Annotated in this window: 20 protein-coding genes and 3 pseudogenes; 11 read left to right on the top strand and 12 right to left on the bottom strand. The window is 70.4% G+C overall.

Annotated elements, in window-relative coordinates; genetic code table 11:
- The first annotated feature begins 14 nt into the window (after positions 1-14).
- From ACIBSV_RS43910 to ACIBSV_RS43900, 3 genes are all read left to right on the top strand, one after another.
- Complete coding sequence (locus tag ACIBSV_RS43910) at positions 15-1,640, top strand: hypothetical protein (protein ID WP_395873095.1); 1,626 nt, start codon at positions 15-17, stop codon at positions 1,638-1,640.
- Between the two features lie 404 nt (positions 1,641-2,044).
- The gene (locus ACIBSV_RS43905) at positions 2,045-3,430 is read left to right on the top strand and encodes a hypothetical protein (protein ID WP_395873094.1); all 1,386 of its coding nucleotides are present in this window, start codon (positions 2,045-2,047) and stop codon (positions 3,428-3,430) included.
- A gap of 360 nt (positions 3,431-3,790) precedes the next feature.
- Positions 3,791-4,717 carry a CehA/McbA family metallohydrolase gene (locus ACIBSV_RS43900; RefSeq protein WP_395873093.1) on the top strand — a complete coding sequence of 309 codons (927 nt, stop codon included), beginning with the start codon at positions 3,791-3,793 and terminating at the stop codon, positions 4,715-4,717.
- Positions 4,718-5,541: 824 nt separating this feature from the next.
- Here ACIBSV_RS43900 and ACIBSV_RS43895 read toward each other — a convergent pair.
- Complete coding sequence (locus ACIBSV_RS43895) at positions 5,542-5,988, bottom strand: diadenosine tetraphosphate hydrolase (protein ID WP_395873092.1); 447 nt, start codon at positions 5,986-5,988, stop codon at positions 5,542-5,544.
- A 155-nt stretch (positions 5,989-6,143) separates the two neighbouring features.
- Here ACIBSV_RS43895 and ACIBSV_RS43890 point away from each other — a divergent pair, with 155 nt between their 5' ends.
- Together ACIBSV_RS43890 and ACIBSV_RS43885 are read left to right on the top strand one after the other, a co-directional pair.
- Positions 6,144-7,172, top strand: coding sequence for a hypothetical protein (locus ACIBSV_RS43890; protein ID WP_395873091.1), 1,029 nt, complete (start codon positions 6,144-6,146; stop codon positions 7,170-7,172).
- 422 nt (positions 7,173-7,594) lie between these two features.
- Positions 7,595-9,040, top strand: coding sequence for an ATP-binding protein (locus tag ACIBSV_RS43885; RefSeq protein ID WP_395873090.1), 1,446 nt, complete (start codon positions 7,595-7,597; stop codon positions 9,038-9,040).
- A 127-nt stretch (positions 9,041-9,167) separates the two neighbouring features.
- Here the strand turns inward: ACIBSV_RS43885 and ACIBSV_RS43880 are convergent, their stop codons facing one another.
- From ACIBSV_RS43880 to ACIBSV_RS43855, 6 genes and pseudogenes are all read right to left on the bottom strand, one after another.
- On the bottom strand, positions 9,168-9,467 hold the full coding sequence (locus tag ACIBSV_RS43880; protein WP_395873089.1) for a hypothetical protein: 300 nt from the start codon (positions 9,465-9,467) through the stop codon (positions 9,168-9,170).
- A gap of 773 nt (positions 9,468-10,240) precedes the next feature.
- Entirely contained in the window at positions 10,241-11,305 is a 1,065-nt protein-coding gene (locus ACIBSV_RS43875) for a methyltransferase (protein WP_395873088.1), read from the bottom strand.
- Positions 11,306-11,972: 667 nt separating this feature from the next.
- Positions 11,973-12,407, bottom strand: coding sequence for a YdeI/OmpD-associated family protein (locus ACIBSV_RS43870; RefSeq protein WP_395873087.1), 435 nt, complete (start codon positions 12,405-12,407; stop codon positions 11,973-11,975).
- A 155-nt stretch (positions 12,408-12,562) separates the two neighbouring features.
- Entirely contained in the window at positions 12,563-12,976 is a 414-nt protein-coding gene (locus ACIBSV_RS43865; RefSeq protein WP_395873086.1) for a VOC family protein, read from the bottom strand.
- Positions 12,977-13,196: 220 nt separating this feature from the next.
- Positions 13,197-13,862, bottom strand: coding sequence for a glyoxalase (locus tag ACIBSV_RS43860; RefSeq protein WP_395873085.1), 666 nt, complete (start codon positions 13,860-13,862; stop codon positions 13,197-13,199).
- A pseudogene (locus ACIBSV_RS43855) lies at positions 13,862-14,244 on the bottom strand (helix-turn-helix domain-containing protein); the annotation flags it as partial. The gene ACIBSV_RS43860 and the pseudogene ACIBSV_RS43855, both read right to left, overlap by 1 nt.
- 9 nt (positions 14,245-14,253) lie before the next feature.
- Between ACIBSV_RS43855 and ACIBSV_RS43850 the strand changes: the two are divergent.
- Together ACIBSV_RS43850 and ACIBSV_RS43845 are read left to right on the top strand one after the other, a co-directional pair.
- Positions 14,254-14,409: a hypothetical protein gene (locus ACIBSV_RS43850; protein ID WP_395873135.1), complete on the top strand. Its 156-nt coding sequence runs from the start codon at positions 14,254-14,256 to the stop codon at positions 14,407-14,409.
- 328 nt (positions 14,410-14,737) lie between these two features.
- On the top strand, positions 14,738-15,142 hold the full coding sequence (locus ACIBSV_RS43845; RefSeq protein ID WP_395873084.1) for a hypothetical protein: 405 nt from the start codon (positions 14,738-14,740) through the stop codon (positions 15,140-15,142).
- 1,041 nt (positions 15,143-16,183) lie between these two features.
- Here the strand turns inward: ACIBSV_RS43845 and ACIBSV_RS43840 are convergent.
- Positions 16,184-16,648, bottom strand: a complete 465-nt coding sequence (locus ACIBSV_RS43840; protein WP_395873083.1) for a hypothetical protein — start codon at positions 16,646-16,648, stop codon at positions 16,184-16,186.
- Between the two features lie 54 nt (positions 16,649-16,702).
- On the bottom strand, positions 16,703-16,882 hold the full coding sequence (locus tag ACIBSV_RS43835) for a hypothetical protein (RefSeq protein ID WP_395873082.1): 180 nt from the start codon (positions 16,880-16,882) through the stop codon (positions 16,703-16,705).
- 389 nt (positions 16,883-17,271) lie between these two features.
- Between ACIBSV_RS43835 and ACIBSV_RS43830 the strand changes: the two genes are divergently transcribed.
- A complete protein-coding gene (locus tag ACIBSV_RS43830; RefSeq protein ID WP_395873081.1) occupies positions 17,272-17,907 on the top strand; it encodes a hypothetical protein in 636 nt (211 codons plus the stop codon).
- Positions 17,908-17,978: 71 nt separating this feature from the next.
- Here ACIBSV_RS43830 and ACIBSV_RS43825 read toward each other — a convergent pair whose 3' ends face one another.
- Positions 17,979-18,422, bottom strand: coding sequence for a hypothetical protein (locus ACIBSV_RS43825; RefSeq protein ID WP_395873080.1), 444 nt, complete (start codon positions 18,420-18,422; stop codon positions 17,979-17,981).
- 842 nt (positions 18,423-19,264) lie between these two features.
- Between ACIBSV_RS43825 and ACIBSV_RS43820 the strand changes: the two genes are divergently transcribed.
- Together ACIBSV_RS43820 and ACIBSV_RS43815 are read left to right on the top strand one after the other, a co-directional pair.
- Complete coding sequence (locus tag ACIBSV_RS43820; RefSeq protein ID WP_395873079.1) at positions 19,265-20,740, top strand: ATP-binding protein; 1,476 nt, start codon at positions 19,265-19,267, stop codon at positions 20,738-20,740.
- Between the two features lie 691 nt (positions 20,741-21,431).
- Positions 21,432-21,626, top strand: a complete 195-nt coding sequence (locus ACIBSV_RS43815; protein ID WP_395873078.1) for a hypothetical protein — start codon at positions 21,432-21,434, stop codon at positions 21,624-21,626.
- A gap of 3 nt (positions 21,627-21,629) precedes the next feature.
- Here ACIBSV_RS43815 and ACIBSV_RS43810 read toward each other — a convergent pair whose 3' ends face one another.
- Both ACIBSV_RS43810 and ACIBSV_RS43805 read right to left on the bottom strand, forming a co-directional pair.
- Positions 21,630-21,893, bottom strand: coding sequence for a hypothetical protein (locus tag ACIBSV_RS43810; protein WP_395873077.1), 264 nt, complete (start codon positions 21,891-21,893; stop codon positions 21,630-21,632).
- A pseudogene (locus tag ACIBSV_RS43805) lies at positions 21,844-22,130 on the bottom strand (hypothetical protein); the annotation flags it as partial. The pseudogene ACIBSV_RS43805 and the gene ACIBSV_RS43810, both read right to left, overlap by 50 nt.
- 209 nt (positions 22,131-22,339) lie before the next feature.
- Between ACIBSV_RS43805 and ACIBSV_RS43800 the strand changes: the two are divergent.
- Positions 22,340-22,483, top strand: a pseudogene (locus ACIBSV_RS43800) (zinc-binding dehydrogenase); the annotation flags it as partial.
- Positions 22,484-22,526 lie beyond the last annotated feature (43 nt).

The following is a 22,526-nucleotide window of genomic DNA, read 5'->3' as shown; positions in this document are numbered from 1 at the left end:
CGCCGGGTGTCGGCGTGCTCCGTCAAGTGCTCGACCAGGTACAGACGGACGTGCTCAGCTCCCTGCTTGAGGTGATCGTGCTTCGTGCGACGATCCTGGGTATGGCCGAGCTCGATGTTCCCTCTCCACGGCGCCGTTTCGGCACAGCCGGACTGCGTGGAGGGGCGACGATCCAACGCCCCTCCGCAGTCTGCATGTTGGTGGCGCTGCTGGACCGCTCGCTGGCACGGATCGCCGCTGCCGCCGCGGACGCGCGCTGCTTCGACCGGGAGGCCATCCTTGTGGCGGCGGACGTGTGGGACAACAACACTTTCCCGCTCTTTCGGGCGGTGACGGCCGGCACACGAGGCGGGCGCGAGCGCCGTGCGTCGGCGGCATTGGAATGGATGGCCGGCCTCGGTGAGGAGAGACGGGCCTGGATGCTGGATCAGGCCTCGGCCGCCGGACACTCCTTGGACGGGTTCCTTGCACCCGCGCTGCCGTACGTACCGGGTCGCGACTATCTGGGACGGGTGATGGCCCCGGTCTCGGCCGTGACGGCGCGGTTCGCACGGAATCTGGCCGTCGACTACGACCTGCCGTCGGCCGAAGTGCGCCATCTGCAGGTCGAGCGGGCAGGCGACCGTCTCGACGGCCGTCTCGAACTTGCCGTCTCTCGTTCCTATCCCGTCGACGGCGGCTCGGCTTCCGACACCGCGATACTGCACATCCGGCTGCGCGACATCACCGAGGTCCGCTTCGATTCCCGAGACGCCCGGAGTGCCGCCCTTCGAACGGAACCGCACGGGGTGTCGATCGACATCGGAGCCCGTGGCGTGCTGAGCGCGGCGTCGGCCGATCTCCGCCCGGACGACCGTTGTTGGCACCGCTCTGCGGCCGGCCGCAGGGCCGACGCGAGCACACCGCCCCACGACGGCCGCCCCGCTCACGCCGAATCTCCGCAGCAGGGGCAGCTCGGCAACAACGCCGTGGCCGCGGCAACCCTCCTCCACCGCGCCATGCTGGAGATCCGCATGGTCCGGTATGCCGAGGAGGCGCACCGGGTCCCCCTGCTCGATTTCCACCGGGCCTTCGCCGGAGCGGGCGAGGCGATCCAGTCCGCGGGCGCGCACTTCCTGCCCCATCGCCGGGAGGCCGCCTTCCGCCGACTGATCGAGACCTGGGCTCGGCGCGGCGGGCCGGCCCTCGCCGACTGGTTCGCCACGACGCTGTCGGAGGTCGCCCGCCGCCCGGACCTCCTCCCCGCCGTCCGTGACCAGGGACGAGCACACCCGGTCGCGGACGCGTCACCGGAACTCGCCCCGGATGCGTCGGCGACCCCCGGTGCACCGCCGGTCGAGCTCCGAATGGCCTCCTACTCCTCGGCGCACACGCGCCACGACACCCGCCACGATGCCTGCACCCTCGTACACCTGGCCGTGCCGCCCCGCCCCGAAAGCGCCGCGGACACCTCCTGGCGTCTGCGCGCCGTCCGGGGCACCGCCCCCGCCCGCTTTCGCTTGCGGACCGAGGCGTTCCAGGGCACAAGCCGGCCCCTCGTCACGGGTGACGACGAAGCAGCCCGCCGCCTTCTTTTGCACAACGGAGCACTCGACATCACGAGCAGGGCTGGAAAGGACCGGAACCGCGATCCGTCGTGAGCACATCGGCTTGTACCGACCCGAGATGTAGCCCTGCACGCCGACATCGGGCCGGGACACCGCGCGTTCGAACCCAATCGGGTGCGAACACTTCCGGGGGCACCGACCCCACCGCCGCTCGCCATCTGGGACTGCAAAGGTCACCGGCGGCGGCGGGTTCGTCGGCGAGGCGACGCCGCAACGGGCCGCAGCCGTGCTGAGGACCGCGCACCATCACGACCCGGATGGTCGTGTTTGCCGGTCGCGCCAGTATGATTACCGGCTTCGGGACCGCGCCGAGCTTGGTGATCACTCGGTCCGCAGGGGTACTGGTATCGTCCGCTGCGACCAACTCCCGCAACCAGCAGCGGCATTGACCGGCGATCACCATCCGCCGCCACGCAGCGAAGGGAACGCACCGCCGGATGCTCGTGGTGCCCTTGGACGCCGAACCCCGGTACAGCGCGTCGTCGGCCGAGCAGCTCTACAGGGCCGCAAGGCAAGTCGTGGACCGGTCGGCGGAGGAGAGGACCCGCGCGTCGCTCGAGGGCCGGGAAGTGGTGGTCGGCAAGGGCTTGTTCAACCGCAACGTCGCCGTGCCGGACCTCGTCCACGGAAACACCGTGAACGTTCGGATCCCCGAGCCCCTGGCGTCCCGGGAACCGATCTCATGGCGCACCGGGTTCCTGGAGACCGAAGTCCAGGACGCCCAGCGACGTGCGGGGATGGTCAATCGACCGAGGACCTACTACGCCGATCCGCGCGGTCGTTTCCATATCCAGAGGCATGAGCCGGACGTCAGCCCGTGGATGCCTCGCGGCGATCGGGGTCCGGTGTCCGAACACCAGGTCGCCGAGTTGGCCGACGCGTGGGCGCGGACACTGGAACTCGACCTGCCGCACAAAACCGGCCTGCTGCCCATGGACATGATCGGCATGCAGGCGAGCCGCCTTCCGATGTCGCGCGTCAGCACGCGAATCCCGCACGACTTCGCTTCCTACCGAGATCTACAGTTTGCCCAGATGGAATCCGCCCTCGCACGGCACCTGGAACGGTGGGGACCGGCGCTTGCACGCCTGGGAATGACCATGAGCGCGCACGAGTACGTCCGTCGTGCGCGACGCACCCTGGATTCGGTCGTACCCGTTCGACTGGCCCCCACCCACCCCGACCGGCACCGCGGCAACCTCGGGATGCGGGGCGGCCGGATCTTCGAGTGGGATCCCGAGCTCATCGGCTTCCACGACCCGCGTCATGGCGTGGCGGTGGCCGTCGGCTGGGAGGACTACCGCGGCCAGGACGCCTCGATCATCGAGGCCCACCGGAAAATGGCGCCCGCTTTCCTCGCCCGAGGATTCACCGAGGGCGTGGAGGCCTGGGGCCGCTACGAAGAGGCCGATCGCGCCGCGCGGAGATTGCCCAGGGCCTTACAGCAATTGACTCGCAGCGAGTCGGTGCGACAGCTCGAAGACGCGATGCCGTTGTGGGCGCCGTACCTGGCGACCATCGTCACCAACGCGGCACCACATGTCGGCATCACCAAGGAGGTCGGTCCCGAATTGATGGCGGGGGTGCTCATGGAGACGCTGCGGCCGCTGGTGGTGGCGCGCGCCGGGGCGCGGGCGAGCGCGGTCGGCGTCGCGCCCGCCTCGGCAATCCGGGACCGAACCGCGACCGCGCGCGATAGAGCCGCGGACAGCAGTCCACTCAGCATGGACGCGCTCGCGGCACCCATCCTTCACCAGGCACCCCCGGCTCGCGGTTCGGGCCCGCAGGTCGGGCTTCGCCCGGCCAAGGGCAAGAGCCTCTGACACGGCGTCGGCTTGGCGAAGCCGGCGGGGACTTCCTGAATACACCCCAGGCCATCCCTTGTTCCCGAACACCGCTGCCCTGCCTGCCGGTTCATGCCCAACGCTTCGATTCCACGCCACGCCCCGCCGCGACCTGCAGCAGGCGGCCGCATGCTCTGCAAGGCTGCGAGAGCTGTCGGCTGTCAACTGTGGGCGCAGCCTGGCCGGCAGTGTTCAAGGTCCGGTGCGGTGGCTCAACCCAGTCGGAATCCGGTACAGCCCGCCCCGAGCAGTGAAGGCGTCGATTGCATTTCCCCGGCCGACCGACGATCGTTAACTTGGATCGCGCGGACTGAGACACAAGAGCGACGGGGGGCTTCGGTGTTCGATCTGCCCTTTGATCGGCCCGGCCGATTCTGGCGTGGCAACCTGCACACCCACTCGGATCAGTCCGACGGGGCTTGGCCGCCCGAGAAGGTCGCGCGCCACTACCGGGAGGCCGGCTACGACTTCCTGGCCCTCACGGACCACTTCCGCGCGGAGTACGGGTTTCCCCTCACGGATACCCGGGCGCTGCGTACCTCCGACTTCACCACACTGTTGGGTGCGGAACTCCACGCCCCGATCACCGAGATCGGGTCGAGCTGGCACATCGTCGCGGTCGGTCTGCCGCTCGGGTTCCGTCCCCCCGTTCCCGGTGAGTCCGGCCCGGAACTGGCACGCAGGGCGCGAGCGGCCGGCGCGTTCATCGGCATGGCCCACCCGGCCGCCTCGCTGCTCACCCTTGCCGACGCGGAGAGTCTGGACGCCGCCCACGCGATCGAGGTGTACAACGCCCTGGCGGCCCGCGAGGACCGCGGGGACAGCTGGCACCTGACCGACGTCCTGCTGTCTCGGGGGCACCGACTGAGCACCTACGCCGCCGACGATGCCCACTTCCAGCCGCAGGACCCGCCCGGCTGCGCGGCCTGGGTCCAGGTACGCGCCGAATCCCTCGTGCCCGAGGCCCTTGTCTCGGCGCTCAAGGCCGGCCACTACTACGCGAGTACCGGCCCCGAACTTCACGATGTCCGCGTCGACGACGGCTGGATCACCGTTCGCTGCTCGCCGGTACGCAAGGTCCTGATCACCGGCGGCACCCCCGGGCTACAGGTCGTCGAGGGTAAGGACCTCAGCGAAGGCACCCTGCCCGTGACGATGTTCGCCGGCGGGTACTGCCGTGTCACTGTGGAGGACGCCTCCGGAGGACGGGCTTGGACCAACCCGATCCGACTCGAGCCGCGTGCCCCCGTGTCGATCGAGGCATAGCCGAGACGCCGGACCAGAAACCGACAGTCGATCAAACAAGGGAACGTCCCTCATGCTCTGGCCGGCACTCGCGCCCTCTTCCATGGGGAACTGACGCCTGATCAGGTGCGGTGGCTGCTCGACGCGTTTCGGCTCGGAAAAGTATCACCCGCCGAAAGGCCCGGAGCGGTGAAGAGCATCGCGCACCGTTCCTTCGTCGACGACGCGGGCGGCCGCGTGCTACTCGACCTCGCCCGCGGCGGCGAGTCCGGCTGGTCGCGACTGCGGCGCGCAACGCGTCGACGCGCAGGAGTGGGGCCTTGCGCTTGGCCAACCCCCGGTCGATGCAATCGCGTTGGTGGTCATCGATCACCGCGCGGTCGTGGTGTCCGGGATCGGCACGCCGTCCGCACGGTGACGCGCTCATATACCGCGTACATCACCCGTCGGATCGTGGAGGGCGTAGCCGCCCCACCAATCTTTTGTGGCCGGCCTGGAGGTCGTTGCTGTCCACGAGGTCCGAACGGCCCGCGGCGGCTCTGGCGACAAAGGGGCGGGCCCAGCGGACGCGCGCCGCCGGTTCCGCGTGGCTTCGCCGACGTAGGGAGGGACCATCCCAGATGTTCGTTCCCTGGTTGAGCGCCCCCAATACCGCCCAATATCCCGATTATCGCGATCGGCGACCGATGGAGGACCCGCGTCGGCGGCGGCCGTTCGTCCTCGCGGTCGAGACGTTCGACCCCGAGTCCGCGACGGACGAGAGCCGGTCCACGAACGCCGGACCCGTGCCGAGCCCGCCGGACGCTCGGGCGTGCCGCGTGAGACGGCCACTTCCGTCTTCATCCTCATCTCGGAACCCGCGTGCCCTCCGGGCCCTCGGCGTACGTCTCGGCCGTGATCCGCTCGAGGGCCCGGGTCAGTGCCGCCCGCAGGTCGTCGTGTCGTTCGTCGAGTCGGAATCGCGGTTCGCCCCGGTCGGGATAGCGCCGGACCGGACCGTGTCGCAACGCGTCGGGCTCCCACGCGTAGCGGGCGTGGACGTGGCCGTGCAGGAGCGGGAGGGGGTTGCCCAGAACCTCGTAGTTGACCCGGAGGAACCCGGGGTCCGCATCGGAGCAGGCGTGCTGGACTGCCTCGCCGAGCAGGGCGAGATCGAACATGAACTCCGCGTGCTCGCGCCGTCCCGGATCGGTCAGGTGGTCGGCATCGCCGTCGTGGAGGAGGACGCAGTAGCCCGGTAGGTGTCGCGTGTCCCCGATGACGGCCCAGCCGCTGCGCATGCGCGCCGGCACCGTGGGATTCTCTCCGCGCCTGGCGGCCCCGACCCGATCCTTTCGCCAATCCGACATGAGCGCGTGGTCGCACGCGCGACCGCGAGCCCGCGTGGTCGAACCGTGCACCGTACATCGCCCGGTTCGGACCCGAACCCCGTGACGAGGAGGACCAAATGTTGGAAATCGCAGGAAAGGTGGCGGAGTTTGCCGAGGGACAGGCAGGACGGGTCACCGTGCGGCAGGCGTTGCTCACCGGGGCCGACGACACGATGCTGGTCGCCCTGGTGGACGCCGGGGTCGCCGAATGGGGCGTCCCGAGGCTGGTCCTGCGGATCCGAGGCGGCGCCAGGTCGATGTTTCCCCGGCTGCGCGCGGCCTGGCTGTTGCTGGATCCAGCGCGGCCCGGCTGGGAACGGGACCTGCCGGCCGCCGGGGTGGTCTCGTACGGCTCGGCCTCCCGGGTCCACGGCCTGGGCGATCTACCCGGCCCGGGGCCCGAGTTCACCCTGCCGCCGGGCACCTCCGTGCCGGAACCCGCGGAGTCGCGGACCACTGTCCACGTGGCCGGGCTCGCGCCCACCGAGTGGCAGCTGGTGGACGGCCTGCCGGTGACCACACCCGCCCGCACTTTGCGCGACCTCGCGTCGGTTTCCACCGTCGACCAGGACACGCTCGGCCGCGTGGCGTCGAGCATCGTCCGCCGCAAATCTCGCGACGCCCGCGGAACTGGCCGAGGTGCTCGACGCGCTCCTGGTCGAAAGGGTCGGGACGCGGACGGTCGACGCTGGTTGCGCTTCCTGCATGCCCCACGAGAACCGAACGGAGTGGCGAGGCACATGGACTACGGCAATGTGGACGAGGCCACCCACATCCACCGCGACGACTTCCGCGCCGAATTCCCGACCTGGGATCGGTTTCGCGGGTTTGTGGAATCCTGGGCACGCTATCCCGAGTTCGGCTGGGACCGTGCCGCGCACCAGGTTTTGTCCGCCGACCTGGCCCAACGTCCGGCCGCCACCGGGGAGAATGTAGCGTGTGCCACTCGCGGAGGGTTGACAATGCGGGGGCGGACCGCGACTCGAGACCGCCGATCGGCACCTCGCCGGGATCGGGACGCCGCCGATCTCCCGGGCGACCTTCTCGGCAACTCCAGCGACCTGGGCCACGCCACGCCCTCGCGGACCTGCGGGACACCGGGATGATCGTCCGCAGCCCCGACGCCTCCCACGGCAAACGCTCCGCGTACCGCATCACCGAACCCATCGTGTCCTTCCACCACACGGCACTGCGCTCCGAGTGTCGCGACCTGGAGGGCCCCGGCCACGCCGCACAGGTGTGGGACCGATCCCGGACCACCTTCCTCGGCAAGATCGTCGACACGCACTTCGAACAGGTCTGTGCCGCGCCTGGACCTGCCGGTAAACCTCCCCGAGACCCTCGGCGGCCACCGCGTGCGCGTGCAATCCGGCACCGGCGCCATCCCCGCCCCCGCCGCCGGAAACGGCCTCGAGGGCACGCCGCCGGAACCTTTCACTAAAGGCAAATCAGGTAGGATGAATCCATGTAGACACCAACTACATAGATTGAATCTATGTAGCTCATTCCTAGCTCGATGGAGAACGGGATGTCGTTCGTCGGTCGACGCATTGAGCTCGCACTGCTGGCCAAGCGTCTCGAGCGGGTGGCCGCCACGGGCGCCGGGGCCGCGCTCGCGTTGCGCGGTCGGCGTCAGGTCGGCAAGTCGCGCCTGGTGCAGGAGTTCTGTAACGCGGCCGGCGTACCGTACGTGTTCTTCACCGCCACCAAGGGCGCCTCGCCGGTCGAGGCGGTGGCGGACTTCCTGACCGAGCTGGCGGAGTCGTCGCTGCCCGGGGACCCCGAATCGGTACCCTCGGGAGGCGCCGGCAGCTGGCCGGACGCCTTCCGGGCCCTGGCCTCCGCCCTGCCCGACCGACCCACCATCGTGGTGATCGACGAGTTGCCCTGGCTGGCGGAGCAGGACAGCCTCTTCGACGGAGCGTTGCAGACCGCGTGGGACCGACTGTTGTCCAAGCACCCGGTGCTCCTGCTGCTCCTGGGCAGCGATCTGCACATGATGGAACGGCTCACCGCCTACGATCGGCCGTTCTACGGCCGCGCGGACAACCTCGTGCTCGGCCCGCTCAACCCGGCCGAGACCGCGGACGCCCTCGGACTCGGAGCCGCCGACGCCATCGACGCGCACCTGGTCTGCGGCGGACTGCCCGGCATCCTGCGCGCCTGGCCACACGGCACCCCCGCACTTCCCTTCCTCCAAGCCGAGTGCGCCGACCCGGCCTCCCCGGTCTTCGGCATCCCGGAATCGTCCCTGTTGGCCGAGTTCCCCGCCCCGGACCAGGTCCGGCGGGTCCTCGAGGCCGTCGGCGGCGGCGATCGCACCCACGCGAACATCGCCGCCACCGCCGGCGGCAGAAGCGGCGCCATCCCCTCCGGCTCACTGTCCCCCGTACTGCGCCGCCTCGTCGAGGAGAAACGTGTCCTCGCGATGGACGAGCCCCTCTCCACCCAGCCGGGCAAACCGGCGCTCTACCGGGTCCAGGACAGCAACCTGCGCCTGTATCTCGCGGTCCTTCGCATGGCCCAGGAGCAGGTACGGCGGGGCCGTCCGGAAGCCGCCTACCGACTCGTCGAACGCCGCTGGGCCGCGTGGCGCGGCCGCGCCGTCGAACCACTGGCCCGCGAGGCGCTCGAACTCGCCGCCGGCGACGGCAGGTTGCCGTGGGACGACATCGAGGCGGTCGGCGGCTGGTGGAACCGCCGCTTCGACCCCGAAGTCGACCTCGTCGCCGCGGACCGCGCACCCGTCGCCCGCCACGTGCGCCTGGTCGGCTCCATCAAGTGGCTGTCGGGCCCGTTCGACCGCCACGACATGGCCGACCTCGCCGCAGCCGCTCCCCAAGTACCTGGCTTCACCCTCGGCTCGACCACCCTCGCCGTGGTCTCCCTCTCCGGAATCGCCAACGACGTTCCCAGCGAACCGATCGGACTCCGGTGGGGCCCCGAAGATCTCATCGAGGCATGGCGCCGATGAATGACCCAGCTTTCCCCGGCCATACTGGGACAAATTGTGATAATGCCTGGTGGGTCGCCGTGTTGACAGCAAAAGATCTGCTGATTCTGGGCCTCGGATAAGTCGTGGCGATCGCGGTCGGCGTCGGTCATCGACCGCTCTTGAGGGTCTTGAGCAGCGCGCTGCAGGTCGCGGTGACTTCCTCGACCTTCTCGGGGTCCGCGGGCGTGAGCGTCCCTGGGATGTCGGCCCAGCGGTCGAGTTCCGCCTCCCATGCCTGGATCTTCATCGGGTCCGGTTTCGCGCTGCGCTGTTCCTCGTGGACCAACCTGGTGTATCGAGCGGTGAGGAGGTTCAGGCCTTCGAGGGCGACCTCGTACGCCAGTGCGTCCCGCTGGGACCAGGTGGTGGGCCCCAGGTTCCCTACGATCGGATCGTCGTCTCGCATTGCATGCTCCTCGAGCGTCGTGGCGGACTGGGGGCGGTAGTCGCGGGCACGGAACGGCCGCGACAACGGGCGGTTGCGCGGTGGCGCGCCGCCGTCCGCATCGCGTCGGATAGCCTCCCCATATCCGACGCGACAAACCGGGCGCGCCATCACGCTAGGTCGCGGGAACGCGTGGGCGAGTTCCGCGCCTACGCGGCGAAACGGCGTGCCGCCTCCTCTACGAAGGCATCGACCGTAGCTCGGACTTCCTCGATGCGCCGGTGGCCGTCGAGCATCGGGTTTGTGCGTGTCGATCGCCCTTTCGCGGGCGTCGGTGGCCGGCACGACGAGACCGGGGTCGGCACCGAGCAGACGCAGTCCGCTGTCCGGGAACGCGGATGCTGTCGTGCCACGGCATGCCGCTCCCGCAGGGCCACTCGATCGGACCAACGTGGTGCGAGCCGTCCTCACCCGTCGCGAAGCTCCGGGCAGGCCCCGCTCGGACGCCGTCCGTAACGCGCGTCACGGAACCTCGTGGCCTGCTCACCGGTCTCACCGGTCACTGCGGCGCGCCCCTCGTGCCCGGTGGCGACGCGGCGGGGCGGCCGTGATGGTGGAGATACCGACCAGGTCCGCTTCGATCGGGCCGGACTGCTCCGGGTCGACGTGGCCGGCGCCCTCGGGCTCGGCCGGGTCACCGTCCTTTGCGGCATGCGAAACCCGCGCGCACCCCTGGTCATCGGCTCCCAGGGCCGGAAAAGGCCGCACCCCTGCCGAAGCGGAGGGCCGTTGGGTCAGTCGATGGCAACGGCCTCCACGACGGACAACACCGTGGGGGTGTCGAGGATGCGGTTCAGCCGCAGGCCTGCCTCGGCGAACAGAGCCGCGAACTCCGGCGCGGTGCGCTCCCGGCCGGCCAGGGAGGCCATCATCATCAGGTCCAGTGCCTTGGCTTGGTGCCGGACGTCGCCGGGCGGGACGACGGCGTCCATGACCAGGACACGCCCGCCGGGGGCCATCGCGCGGCGGCAGTTGCCCAGCAGGGCCACACAGTGCTCGTCGTCCCAGTCGTGGGTGATCCGCTTCATCATGTAGACCTCGGCGCCGTCGGGAACGGAGGCGAAGAAGTCACCCTCGGCAAGCCGCCAACGTCCCGCAAGGTCTGGGGAGTCCAGGCGGTGGCCGGCCAACACGTGCTCCCGGTCGTAGAGCACGCCGTGCAATGCGGGCCGGCCGCGCAGCACCGCCCGCAGCAGACCGCCGTGGCCGCCGCCGACGTCGACCACCACACCGTGTTCGGGGAAGTCGTACGCGTCGGCGATCGGCTGGTCCTCCGGGTCGGACATGGCCGCCATGCCGTCGTGGAAGACGGCTGCCGTGGCGGCGTCTTGGGCGAAGTGGTCGAAAAACGGCATCCCGAAGATCGCGTCGAAGCCCGACCCGCCCTCGCGGAGGCAGCGGTCCATCTCTCCGGCCGGCAGCCACATGGTGCGGTCGGTGATCATCAGGACAGCGGACCGCACGGACAGCGGGGCGTCGGTGCGCAGCGCGCTGCCGGCGGCGGTGAGCCGGAAGGCCCCGGTGCCGTCCTCGGCGAACAGGCCCCTCGTGGCCAGAAGTCGCAGGACCCGGTGGAGGTACGCCGGGTCGGTGCCGGTCGGGCCGGCCAACTCGGCCGCGGTGCGCGGGCCTTCGGCCAGGTGGTCGGCCACCCCGACGGCGGCGGCCGCCCGAAGCGCGGCCGGGTACAGGTAGGCCAGTGCCTCGTCGATCAGATACGCCGCCGAGGCGCGGCCGTCCGGATCGGCGGCGTCGGCCGGTCCGACACCGTCGGCGGGTCGGGGCTGGACATCACTCACCGGATGACCTCCTCGTCGCGGGGGTGACCGTACTGTCGCCTCATCGTGACAGCCGGTGTACGACGTGGATGCGGATTTCTCGCATTCCGTCGGGGCCGGGTCCTCCACGAGGTTCGATGTGGCTTCCGGACAAGAGGAGATGGTCGGTGAGCGCTCGGTGGACGGGCCCGGTCCGGCGCTGCGCGAATGGTCGAGTCCGTGTCGCCCCATCCGCCAAAACGTGCCCGCCCGTGTCGAGTTCGTTCCTGTCGCGCGGCGAAGGGCACCGCGCTCCCGGTCCGCCCGCAGGCCGCACCGCACGTGGTGGCTCATTGCAGGTCTCCCGCGCCGATCGGAACGTACCTCGGCCTCGACGGCCCGGTGCCGTGCCTCGTCCGTAGCGGCGTCCTGCGCACAGACCTCGCCCGGGAGACGCTCACATCGGCGCCGAGCACCCGGTCCATGGCGGCGCCCAGTTCCGCGAGCGGACAGCGGAGGGGTGTCGGCCCGTCTCGGTCACCCGCGCGAACAGATCAAGGGGGCGGCCGTGCCGCCGCCGGACAGTTCGCCGAGCGGGGCATGACCGTCCCGATCGGCGCCCGGGTCCGGTGGCGGGGCGATGAGGCCGCCGCGGGTCGGTGCAGGTCAGGGTTTCCCTCCATAGCCGGGGGTCTCGCTTCTCAAGGGGTCAGCCCCGCAGGGTGGCGATGGCCTTCTCGATGCGCCGTCGGCGCGTCTCGGGCTTCTTCGCGCTCTCGATGGCGCGCACATGCTCGCGCTTGTGGCTGTACGCGAGGTTGTCGTACGCGGCGCGGGCGAGGGGGTCGTCGTCCAGAGCCTGGGCGAAGTCCGCGGGCTCGACGACGACGCGCGGCTCTGTGTCGAGCTCCAACTCGACCTCGGCCTCCTCGCCGATCGCGACACCGGCGGCCTGCCGGTTGGCGTTGCTGAGACCGAGCAGGTGGCGGCCTCGCAGGATGGCGACCCGGCTCTTCCAGGAATGCCCGTTGACCGTGATGGTCACCGGCGGCCGCGCGCCCCCGCCGAGCGCTGCCACCACCTCGGGTGGAACTTCCAGGCCCCGCATGGGCTCGGGTGGCTCCACGAGGGTGCGAAACTTCATGATCCTTCTCCCATTGTTCTGCCGGCTCAGCGCGAGTCCGGCCCGCCCGGCTCCGATGGCCGCTCCCACTGCCCACACCGGGATCATCGCCGTGCCCAGAACGGCTACGGCACGCGCCGCGCCGTCCCGGACGGCTGCGAGGCGAGAGATCGCGGCTACTCGGCGTAGGGCTGGTCGGTTCCCTGGGCGCTGTAGCCGAGACTCCAGATATAGCCGTCCGGGTCGGCGAAGGTGCCGCCGTACCCGCCCCACGGCAGAGCACCGGCAGGCTTGAGGATCTTGGCGCCGGCCTTACCGGCCTCCGCCATGATCTCGTCGACCCGTGCCTCACTGCGAACGACGTAGGTCAGAACCAGCCCGCTGAAGCCGCTGCCTTCCGGATCCGTGCCCACCTGGCCGGCCAGACCCTCGCGAGCGTAGAAGCCGACCGGCGACGCGCCGTCCGAGTCGAAGAACACCGAGATGCCGAAGTCGTTCTTGACCTTCCAGCCGAGCCCCTCGGCGTAGAACCGCTTGGCCCGGTCCATGTCCCGGACACCGAGGAGGATCGAGCTGACGTGCGCCTTCATGACGTGCTCCTTGCACAGAGGGTGGATGGACGCGTGCCGGACATCCGGGCTGGGGGCCCGGCCGTCACATCGGCGCGTGTTCGCCGGTCGATCGGTATGACAGGACCGGATGGAGAAATGTGACCGATGGTTGAACAGGACAGGCCGACCGAACCGTTCGCCGAGCACCCGGCGGGTCAGGCGGTACAGGGTCGAGCGGGGCGGGAGTGGGGGTCGGGAGTCAGGACAACGTGGGGGCGAGCGACGCGGCAGTCTCCCAGACGAACCCGTCCGCGTCGGTGCAGGCGCCGGCGGTGCTGCCGAGGACGATGCGGTGCGAGCCGGTGCCGTCGGCGGGGACGCCGAGGTCCTTGGCAAGGGCACGGCGCTTGTACAGCGCCAGCTTGACGGGGCTGGACTGACCGGGGGCGAACTCGGCGTACTTGCCACCGAAACTCTTGGCCACGGTCATGCCCCGGCCGACATAGAACTGCTTGGTGGCCTTCACGTCCTCGACGCCGATCAGCAGGACGACCTCGTCGATCTCGCGGGTGGCGGGGCCGGTGTCCTTCTTCGCCGAGGTCGCGATCTTCCAGATCGTCCCGTCCGGGGCCTGGACGACGCCGCCGTAGCCCCATAGCGACTTCGCCGCGGGCTTCAGCACCGTGGCGCCGGCGTCCACGGCGGCGCCGACGAAGCCGTCGACGGTGGCCGGCCCGGACACCGTGAGCGCCAAGGTGAAGCCGCGGAACCCGGTGGAGTGCGCCTCGGACGCCCGCAGGTCTATGTACGTGTCCACGCCGAAGGCGCTGTAGAAGCGGCGAGCGGCCTCGAGGTCGGCCACCTCGAGGGTGACGGACGCGAGGGACGTGTTGGCTGCGGTGGAAGCGGTGGTTGCCATGACCATCACGCTAGGGGCCGCGCGGCGGCCGGGGCTTCTCCATTCCTGACCGGTCCTGAGACTTGCTTCGCCACGCACGCCGGCATCCCCTCCACCTTGATCGCCGACCCCGCATCGCCGGCCGTACCCGCAACATGGACATGACCGTCCGCCGCGTCCGCCGCCTGGCGCCGCAAGGCCCCGGGCGGCAGGCAGACCGGCTCGGTGAAGCGGGTGGTGGACGCTGCCGGCGACGCGCAGCCGACCGCGAAGCAGACCTCCGTAACACTGAGGTCGTCCCGCCGCAGGAGAGCCGTCGCCCGCTCGACGCGACACGTCAACAGGTGCGCGCACGGCGACTCACCGTAGGCGGCCGGAACTGCCGACCCAGGTGCCCGGCGGACATGTTCAGGAGGGCTTGTCGAGCGTGTTCGTCGGCCTCGGCAAGCGCGTCCTCGAGACGCTGGACCTCGGCTCGGTGCGGATTGCAGACGTGTCCGAAGAGAGGCTCCGCACGCCGACGTTCGGCTCGACCATGACGCGTACGCGTTACGCGAATGCTGCCACACCATGAGCCGGAGAGTGTGCCGCAGCCCGCCCGACGCTCCCCACCGAGGCGATTCGCGTGCACGGTCGCGATGCGGCGCAGCCTTCGGGTGATGCCCGAGGCATCGCACCGAGGTGGACCGTGGTGCAGCAGCCACCATCGCGACGGGAAGTGGTGCACCCGCACCCCATGCCGGGCGGAAAACGGTGCACGGGAGCCGTATCGCGGGCTGCCGGATTGCTTCTATCGTTCCCGTCACGATCGCGCGGTCGGGATCGTGAGGCCCTCAGCCCCACGGTCCATCCTCCCTGTAGCACGCCGCCTCCGGCGGCCATCCCACACGAGATGGGCTTCCATGAAGCTGCGCACCAAACTCCTGAGCGTCCTCGGCACCACGGCCGTGCTGGCGGGCGGCGGGACGGTCCTCGCCTCCCCGGCGAGCGCCGAGTGCACCACCTGCGAACCCGTGGTGAATGCCACCGTCTACACCAACGGCACCCGGGCCGGCGAAGTGCGGTTCAAGTCCTACGGCGAGCACCTCTACGTACGCGACTTCAAACAGGACGGCATGGCCGTCGTCGCCGAGTACTACGTCGGCAACGCCGATCCGCTGTACCGCGCACGCAACACCGTCGGGGTCGGCTACACCCTGGATGTGGATCTGGAGATCCCGGAAAGGTGGATGGTGCAGTTCCGGGCCTGCGTCTACAAGGCCAACACCCGTGTGACCTGCGGCGGGTGGATCACCGACTACGCCTGACCGAGCCGCTCCGGCCGCACGCCGGCCGGGGCATCGGGTCACCTCCCGCCGTCCCGACCGACCTCGTCGAACGCTACGAAGCCGTGGTCCTGCTCCACACCGAACATGGCACCGACGACGCACGCCGGCGCATGGACGACCTCTTTGTGACTCGTAAGTACGACACCTGGCCTGGTTGAACAACTCCCGAGGCGCAGGATTGCCCGGCGCGCCCGGCGCGTTGCGCGTCACCACCGGGTGCGCAGCACACCGTCACCGTCGGGCAGGACGGCGCCGAGCAGTGGATGGCGTCGCGCAACGTCTCTGTCAGCAAACACAGTCGGACACGCATCGGCACCAACAGACCCTCGCCGGGGCCGATAGCCGCCACGCCGTGTCCAGGCCGCGCCTGGAGGCCAAACCGGGCGTCCTACGTCACGGCCAACGCAGCCGCGCGCCAATACCGGATACAGCTTCTCAACTACGCGGTCGCCGTCCAACGCGGCCGGGTCCGCGATCGGGAGGGCGACGACGCCGAGACCATCCGGCAGGCATACGTGGCGCAGATCACCGACATCCAGAGGACCGGCTCGCCTGAGGTCCTGGCCGAACTCGAGTCCGTGTCCACGACGTTGTCGTCTGCGCTGCGCAGGATCCGGTGCGTGGAGGACGGCGTTCCGGAGCCGAACGACGGCATCGACAGGTTCACCGGGACCTGCTGGAGGCCATGGAACGGTTGGTGGGTGAATACGCGGTGCGGCAGGGGGAGCCCCTTCCCCGAGGAGCGTGACGGAGCGAAACGAAGGTGCACGACGGGCGCCCCCGTTTGCCGCACCGTGTGCGGTTACGGTGCGGTGCACGGGGCCCCGTCGGCACCGGATGATGCGGGACGCGGCGCGGCAGCGAGCTACTGGCAGCGTCACCCGGACGGTGTGGTCGAAGGACGATGCGGACGGTGGCGCGCCGCCGTCCGCATCGTGTCGGATAACCTCCCCTCATTCGACGCGACAACCGGGCGCGCCACCACGCGAGGTCGCGAGAACGCGTAGGCAAGTTCCGCGCCTACGCGACGAGACGGCGTGCCGCCTCCTCGACGAAGGCATCGACCGCGGCTCGGGCGTCCTCGATACGCCGACGGCCGTCGGCATCGGGTTTGTGCGTGTCGATCGCCTTTTCGCGGGCGTCGGTGGCCAGCGCGACGAGACCGGGGTCGGCCCCGAGCAGACGCAGTCGGAAGATGGCACCGCGACTGCTGGTCCGGGTCCGGTCGGCCTCGGCCTTGAGTTCGGCGAGTTCGGCGGCGTTGCCGGCCCCGACCTCGAGCACGCGACGTGCGCGCTGGACCCCGCGGAAGTGCGTGAGCAACTCCGCGAGTTCGGCGCACACCGCGAGACGCTCGGCCCGCAACCGATCGGATTGCTCGACCTGCGCACTGCGTCTGCGCTCCCGCAACGCGAAGAGGTGAGTGGCTGCGGCACCCAGCAGGGTCCCGACGACGGCGACGGCGGCCGTGAGAATAACTTCCATGGCCGCATCCAACCCGCCACGAACGCGCCCGGTCCACAGGGGCGGGCCCTGCGCCTACAGCCCGATGCCTTCGGTGGCGGCAGGGTCCCCCCACATCTCGCCCTCCTCCACGCAGGACCAGAACACCGGGCTGTTCGCGCCGTGTCCGACCTGCTTCCGTAGCTTCTCGGGCTTCTTCCGCTTCTTGCGGCCGGTGGTGATCAGACCGCGCCGGGAGAGTGGCCGGTCATGCACACGTCCACGCCGGAGCGTTCGGCGGCCCGGGAACAGGCTGGTCGAACCCCTTGTCCCGGGACGGATGAGATGCGGACTTCTTCCCTGTACCGGTGTTTGGGCAGGCTGCAACGCTCAGAACGGCTCGACGTCGTCCAGCCGCGTCGACGCCGTGACCATGTACTCCGGCTCTCTCGAAAACGTCCTGCCCCTGCCGCGCCGCACCGGCGCGCTCGCGGCCCGCCCGTTCCGCCCGGTCCGCCCGGTCCGCCCGGTCCGCCCGTCGCGCGATCATCATGGCGCGACGACAGCTGTCACCGCGGTACGCACCGCAGCGGCGACGGACCGGCGCCTCGGTCGTGGCGGGGTGGGCGCGACATCGATCCGACGGGCTGCGATACCGTCGATCGATGATCGACACGCGGTGGGACATCCTGCTCCTCGGCGGCGCCTCGGGTCTGGGTAAAAGTCGGGCGGCGGCCGAACTGGCCCGGGAGCAGGGCGCGTTCATCGTGGAGTTCGACGACGTGGTCGGCGCGGTTCAGGCCATCACCGACGCGGAGACCCATCCCGGCCTGCACCACTTCGATCGGCTTCCCGACTCCGCGCCGCCGAGTCCCGACCGGGAGTTGCAACTCCAGATCGCCACCGCCATCGCGATGGAACCCGCCGTCGTCGGCGTCGTCGGCAATCGGCTGACCGTCCCCGTACCGGCCGTCGTGGAAGGCGACTACATCACCCCGGCCGCCGCCGCCCGGGCGATCCGCGCGGGTGCCGCCGCCGGGCGCGGCGTACGGGCGGTGTTCCTGCACGAGGACGACGTCGCACAGGTTGTCGCCAACTACGCCGACCGCGAGCCGGAACTCGGCAGCCAGACACAGCGGGCCGAGGTCGGCGTGCGCTACTCCCGGTGGCTCGCCGACCGGGCCGCGCAGCACGGGCTGCCCGTGGTCGCCTGCCGCCCCTGGCGTACCCTCACCAGACGCATCACGCAGGCGGACGTCCCGGACGTCCCGGACGGCAGGTCGGCGGCCGGGCGCGGCTGACCCGCGGCGCACTCCTGGACCGGGCGCATCGGCGTCGCCCGCGGCCGCACCCGCCTCGTTCGGTCTCGGGCTCAATCGGGGCAGCCGGAGAACGGCAGGTCCCCACTGCGCGACGCACCACCGCTCGTACCCGGCGGTTCGACGACCGCGGCAGCTCGGCCGAAGCAGTCCGACACCTCCCCAACCCCGTGCTTGTCGCGAAGCTCGCCGATCAGGTGCAACTCGCCCGGGATCAGGAGGTAGGTGGGGAGGCTGAAGACGAGGGCGAGCGCGAAGGCGAGACCGCGGCGACCGCGGTCGGAACGGGTTCGCAGAGCTCGAATCCAGCCGAGGTGGAAAAGCAACAGCCCGAGCGCACCACACGTCAGCGCGGCCAAGAGCAGCGTCCACTCACGCACGGGCACCGGCTCGTAGAGGCACCGCGCCTCCGCCACGTTCACGAACCGGACGAACGCCGTCGTCCCGGCCACCGTCAGCGCGACCGAACACCACATCATCCCGGCCCGACCGCCCACGCCACGGCTGCCCCCGCTGCCCCCGCTGCCCCCGCTGCCCCCGCTGCCCATGGTCCCCCTGCCCCGGCGTTCCGCTCCGGCCCTGCGGTGATTGCCGGGCCGATCGCGCATCACCTCGTGGACGCACGGGCCGCCGATCGGTTCCCCACCGATCGGGGGCCGGCCGCCCACCCCAGCACCCGGATCAGCCGTCGTTCACCGTCACCTTCGAGACAACGCCAGCCGACAGTTGCCATCGGGCCACGATGCGCTGATAGTCACCGCGGGCCGGCCTGGATCGTGCCGTGGATGATCGCCCGCTTGAGCCCGCAACGGTCGGAAAGGGCGCGGATGCGCCGGGGGTTGCCGTGGGGGACCAGAATCGCGGTGCCGACCCGGCCTGCAGCGGAGCGCCCTTCCTGCTCGGCGACACGGTGCTGGTCGCCGACCAGAGCGGCCCCCAGGCCGACGCCTCGGGAAAGGTGACGGCCTACGACCTCGCGACCGGCGCCCGACGATGGTCCACCGACGGGATCACCGATCGCCGCGATCGGCGACCGCTGGGCACTGGTGGCCGTAGAGATGATCGTCCACGTCTATCCGGTGCGGACCCATTGAGCGGCATTCACGACGGCGATCCCCGCCCGCGACCGATGGTGGTCCCGCGTCGGTGGCCGTGCGTCGTCGCGGTCGGGGCGCTTGAGCCGTCGCCCGGGACGAACAGGGAGCGGCTCGACCGGGCCGCCGTGCCGACACCGCCGCCCCGCTTCTTTGCACGCACAACACGCACGCACGGTCGGCAAACCATTGATAACCACAGTTATAATAGATACGTTCATCATTGCCGACGTCCGGGTGGGATCGTGCACAAGCCGTCCGACATGTTCGACCGGGACTTCGAGTGGTCCGAGCTCGTGCGCTTCGCCGCCTATCCCGGACGCGAGGCCACGCTCGGCGTGGTCTCCGGGCGGCGCCGCCAGGGCAAGACGTTCCTTCTGGACGCGCTGTGCCGCGAGACGGGCGGCTTCTACTTCTCCGCCACCGAGGCCACCGAGGCCGAGTCGCTGCGCCAGTTCGGATCGGCCCTCGCGCGCCACACCGGTCAGCCGATCCCGTACCGGTTCGCGCACTGGGAGGAGGCCGTCGAGACCCTGATGGCCATCCCCGTCCCCGACGGCAGGCCCATGCCCGTGGTCATCGACGAATTCCCCTTCCTCGCGAAGGCGTCCCCCGAACTGCCCTCGCTCCTGCAACGCGCGCTCGGACCCAACGCGCGCCGCGGCGGCGCCCCGATCCGGCTGCTGCTGTGCGGCTCGGCACTCTCGCTCATGGGCAACCTGCTCACCGGGACCGCCCCGTTGCGCGGCCGCGCGAGCCTCGAATTGGTCGTACCCACCCTCGACTACCGGCTCGCCGCACGCTTCTGGGACATCGACGACCCCACCCTGGCGCTCCTCGTCAACTCCGTCGTCGGCGGAACCCCCGCCTACGCCCGCGAGTTCACCCTCGGCGACGCACCCGCCGACCTCGACGACTTCGGCCCCTGGGTACAGCGCAACGTCCTCAACCCCGGACGCCCGCTCTTCCGCGAGGCCCGCTTCCTCCTCGCCGAGGAACCCGACCTGCGCGACACCGCCCTCTACCACGGCGTCCTGTCCGCGATCGCCGACGGCAACCACACCCGAGGCGGCATCGCGAGCTACCTCGCGCGCAAGTCCACCGACCTGGGTCACGCCCTCGCGGTCCTGGAGGACACCGGGATGATCATCCGCGACCCCGACGCCTTCCACGGCAAACGCTCCGCGTACCGCATCGCCGAGCCCATCGTGTCCTTCCACCACGCGGTCATGCGCCCCGAGTGGAGCGACCTGGAGCGTCCCGGTCACGCCGCGGACGTATGGGCCCGCTCCCAGGCCACCTTCCTCAGCAAGGTCGTCGGCCCCCATTTCGAACAGGTCTGCCGCGCCTGGACCCGCTGGTACGCCTCGCCCGACACCCTCGGCGGCCACCGCGTCCGCGTGCAGTCCGGCACCATCCCCGACCCCGCCGCCAAGAACGGCCTCGAGGTCGACGTCGCCGTCTTCGGCCGCGACGACCACGGCCGCGAAACCCTCCTGGCCATCGGCGAGGCCAAGTGGAAGGCGCGGATGGGCCGAGCCCACCTGGCCCGCCTCGAACGCATCCGCGAACTCCTCGCCGCCCGCGACGGCGTCGACGCCACCCACACCCGCCTGCTCTGCTTCAGCGGCGACGGCTTCACCGACGACCTGCACACCGCCGCCACCGACAACCCCGACCTCCAACTCGTCGACCTCGACCGCCTCTACAACGGATCCTGACACCCGCCCGGCCGGTCGCCCCAGCGTCCTCGATGCTCGCAAGCCCGCAAAGAGGCGGTGTGGCGTCGCGCCCGCAGGATAGGGATTCGGCCGCTGTCCTCCTCCGGCGGACGGACCGAACCTCCACCGGAGACGGGAACCCCGGCACCCGTCATAACTCCAGTGATGAGAACTGGAGTTATGCACGTGGAGCCCGCCGTCGACACTCCTCGGGCCGGACGAGATGTTCGACCGCGACCACGAACGGCCCGCCGCGAACGGACGCGATCTGCGGTCTCGCACCGAGGCGTGTTCAGCGTCGGGGCGCCTCCGGAAGCAGGCGCATGGCCAGGACGGAGCCGTCCGGGTGGATGGAGATCGGGCCGTCCCACTCGGGAGCCTCGGGGCTCTTGGGGCGTTTCGCGTTCCAGGTCGGGAGAGCGTCGCGGTTCTCGCGGACCCGTCGGGCGACGAGGTAACGAGCGTCGCCCGGGTGCGACGCCCTGACCAGGGGTGCGATCGGACCGCGTACTCGGGGACGCTGGGTCCGGTCGCACTCAGGTCGTCGAAGTCGAGGGGAACGCGGCGGCGTTCGCCTGCCGTGGTGATGGTGAAGCCCTGTTCCGGCGCCGCGCTCCCGTTGTCGTCAAGGCTGCGGCGTGACGAGTGTCCTCGCCGTGCGGAGTACGAGCCGGCGGGATGTTCTGGAGACATGGACGAGCATCCGATCGTGACCCTGACCCAACGCGTGATGGTGGCGACCGGCCTGGACCAGGCCGCCGCCGAGCAACTCGTACGTCGGATGTGGGACGCGGGTGTAGCCGAGGGCACGCGACGGATGGCCGCCGATCTCGCGGCCGCGCACCTTGAGATCGCCGAGCTGCGCGCCGAAGCGGGCCTCGACTGAGCCTCAGGTGTTCTCGCAGCCGCGGATCCGGGTGACGCGGCCGGCGTTCATGATGACCGTGAACGGGTGGCCGATCTCGGTGTTCTCGCCGTCGACGTGCAGTTCGCCCTTGGTGCCGACCGCGAGCTCCGGGCCCTCGGCGATCACCGCGCTCCACGCGACCGGACCGACATGCTCGGCCGGCGGCCAGTCGTACAGGTCGACGTCGAACTCCACGTCACCCAGACCCGGCACGGCGAGGTAGCCGTGCGCCTCGATGATCTCCATCTTTCGAGTGTGGCCCGATCTGCGGGGAACGTCGCCCGGTCCGCGGTCGGGCGACGTCGTCCGGGGCGAGGTCGAGGCGCAGGCGATGCCACGAGGGTGTCGGAGCAGTCCCGCGCGGGTGATGGCGGCGTACGCAACCTCGCCGACCAGACGCGGCAGCACCCAACGGGCCCCGGAGACGGAAGGCCTGGGGTGGAAGGGGCAGTCGTCGGTGGCGGCCACGCGCAGCAGTTCTGCCGGGTGGCGCGTTCACATGTTCGGATCAGTGGGCCACTTATATGGATCACTGATCCGGATAGCCCTATACCGCAGCCCGGGCAGGAGAAGGAGAAGACGATGCCGACACACGATGAGGGCGATCCGGATCCATGAGCACGGTGGCCCCGAGGTTCTGCGCTACGACGAGGTGCCGATTCCCGTTCCGGGGCCGGGCGAGGTGCTCGTTCGAACCGGGTCGCTTGCTCGACGCGGGCACGGTCCGCGTCGCGATCGACAGCACATTCGCGCGCGCGGATGCCCGAGCAGCGCACGAACGCGCCGCCCGAGGGCACGTTCAGGGCAAGATCGTACTCACGGTCGCTGGGGATTGAGCCGCCTCACCGACCGCCGTGGCATCACCAGCCTTGCCCGTTC

Source organism: Embleya sp. NPDC050154, from assembly GCF_044460165.1.
In the GTDB taxonomy this organism is placed as follows: domain Bacteria; phylum Actinomycetota; class Actinomycetes; order Streptomycetales; family Streptomycetaceae; genus Embleya.
Note: the sequence above shows the minus strand (reverse complement) of the source record. Positions and strands in the feature narration are given on the sequence as shown.

What these genes read in the sequence shown, in the direction of transcription:
- ACIBSV_RS43905 (WP_395873094.1), top strand. Translation starts at nt 2,045, where the DNA reads ATGCTCGTGGTGCCCTTGGACGCCGAACCCCGGTACAGCGCGTCGTCG.
- ACIBSV_RS43890 (WP_395873091.1), top strand. Translation starts at nt 6,144, where the DNA reads ATGTTGGAAATCGCAGGAAAGGTGGCGGAGTTTGCCGAGGGACAGGCA.
- ACIBSV_RS43885 (WP_395873090.1), top strand. Translation starts at nt 7,595, where the DNA reads ATGTCGTTCGTCGGTCGACGCATTGAGCTCGCACTGCTGGCCAAGCGT.
- ACIBSV_RS43880 (WP_395873089.1), bottom strand. Translation starts at nt 9,467, where the DNA reads ATGCGAGACGACGATCCGATCGTAGGGAACCTGGGGCCCACCACCTGG.
- ACIBSV_RS43870 (WP_395873087.1), bottom strand. Translation starts at nt 12,407, where the DNA reads ATGAAGTTTCGCACCCTCGTGGAGCCACCCGAGCCCATGCGGGGCCTG.
- ACIBSV_RS43865 (WP_395873086.1), bottom strand. Translation starts at nt 12,976, where the DNA reads ATGAAGGCGCACGTCAGCTCGATCCTCCTCGGTGTCCGGGACATGGAC.
- ACIBSV_RS43860 (WP_395873085.1), bottom strand. Translation starts at nt 13,862, where the DNA reads ATGGTCATGGCAACCACCGCTTCCACCGCAGCCAACACGTCCCTCGCG.
- ACIBSV_RS43845 (WP_395873084.1), top strand. Translation starts at nt 14,738, where the DNA reads ATGAAGCTGCGCACCAAACTCCTGAGCGTCCTCGGCACCACGGCCGTG.
- ACIBSV_RS43840 (WP_395873083.1), bottom strand. Translation starts at nt 16,648, where the DNA reads ATGGAAGTTATTCTCACGGCCGCCGTCGCCGTCGTCGGGACCCTGCTG.
- ACIBSV_RS43830 (WP_395873081.1), top strand. Translation starts at nt 17,272, where the DNA reads ATGATCGACACGCGGTGGGACATCCTGCTCCTCGGCGGCGCCTCGGGT.
- ACIBSV_RS43815 (WP_395873078.1), top strand. Translation starts at nt 21,432, where the DNA reads ATGGACGAGCATCCGATCGTGACCCTGACCCAACGCGTGATGGTGGCG.
- ACIBSV_RS43810 (WP_395873077.1), bottom strand. Translation starts at nt 21,893, where the DNA reads ATGGAGATCATCGAGGCGCACGGCTACCTCGCCGTGCCGGGTCTGGGT.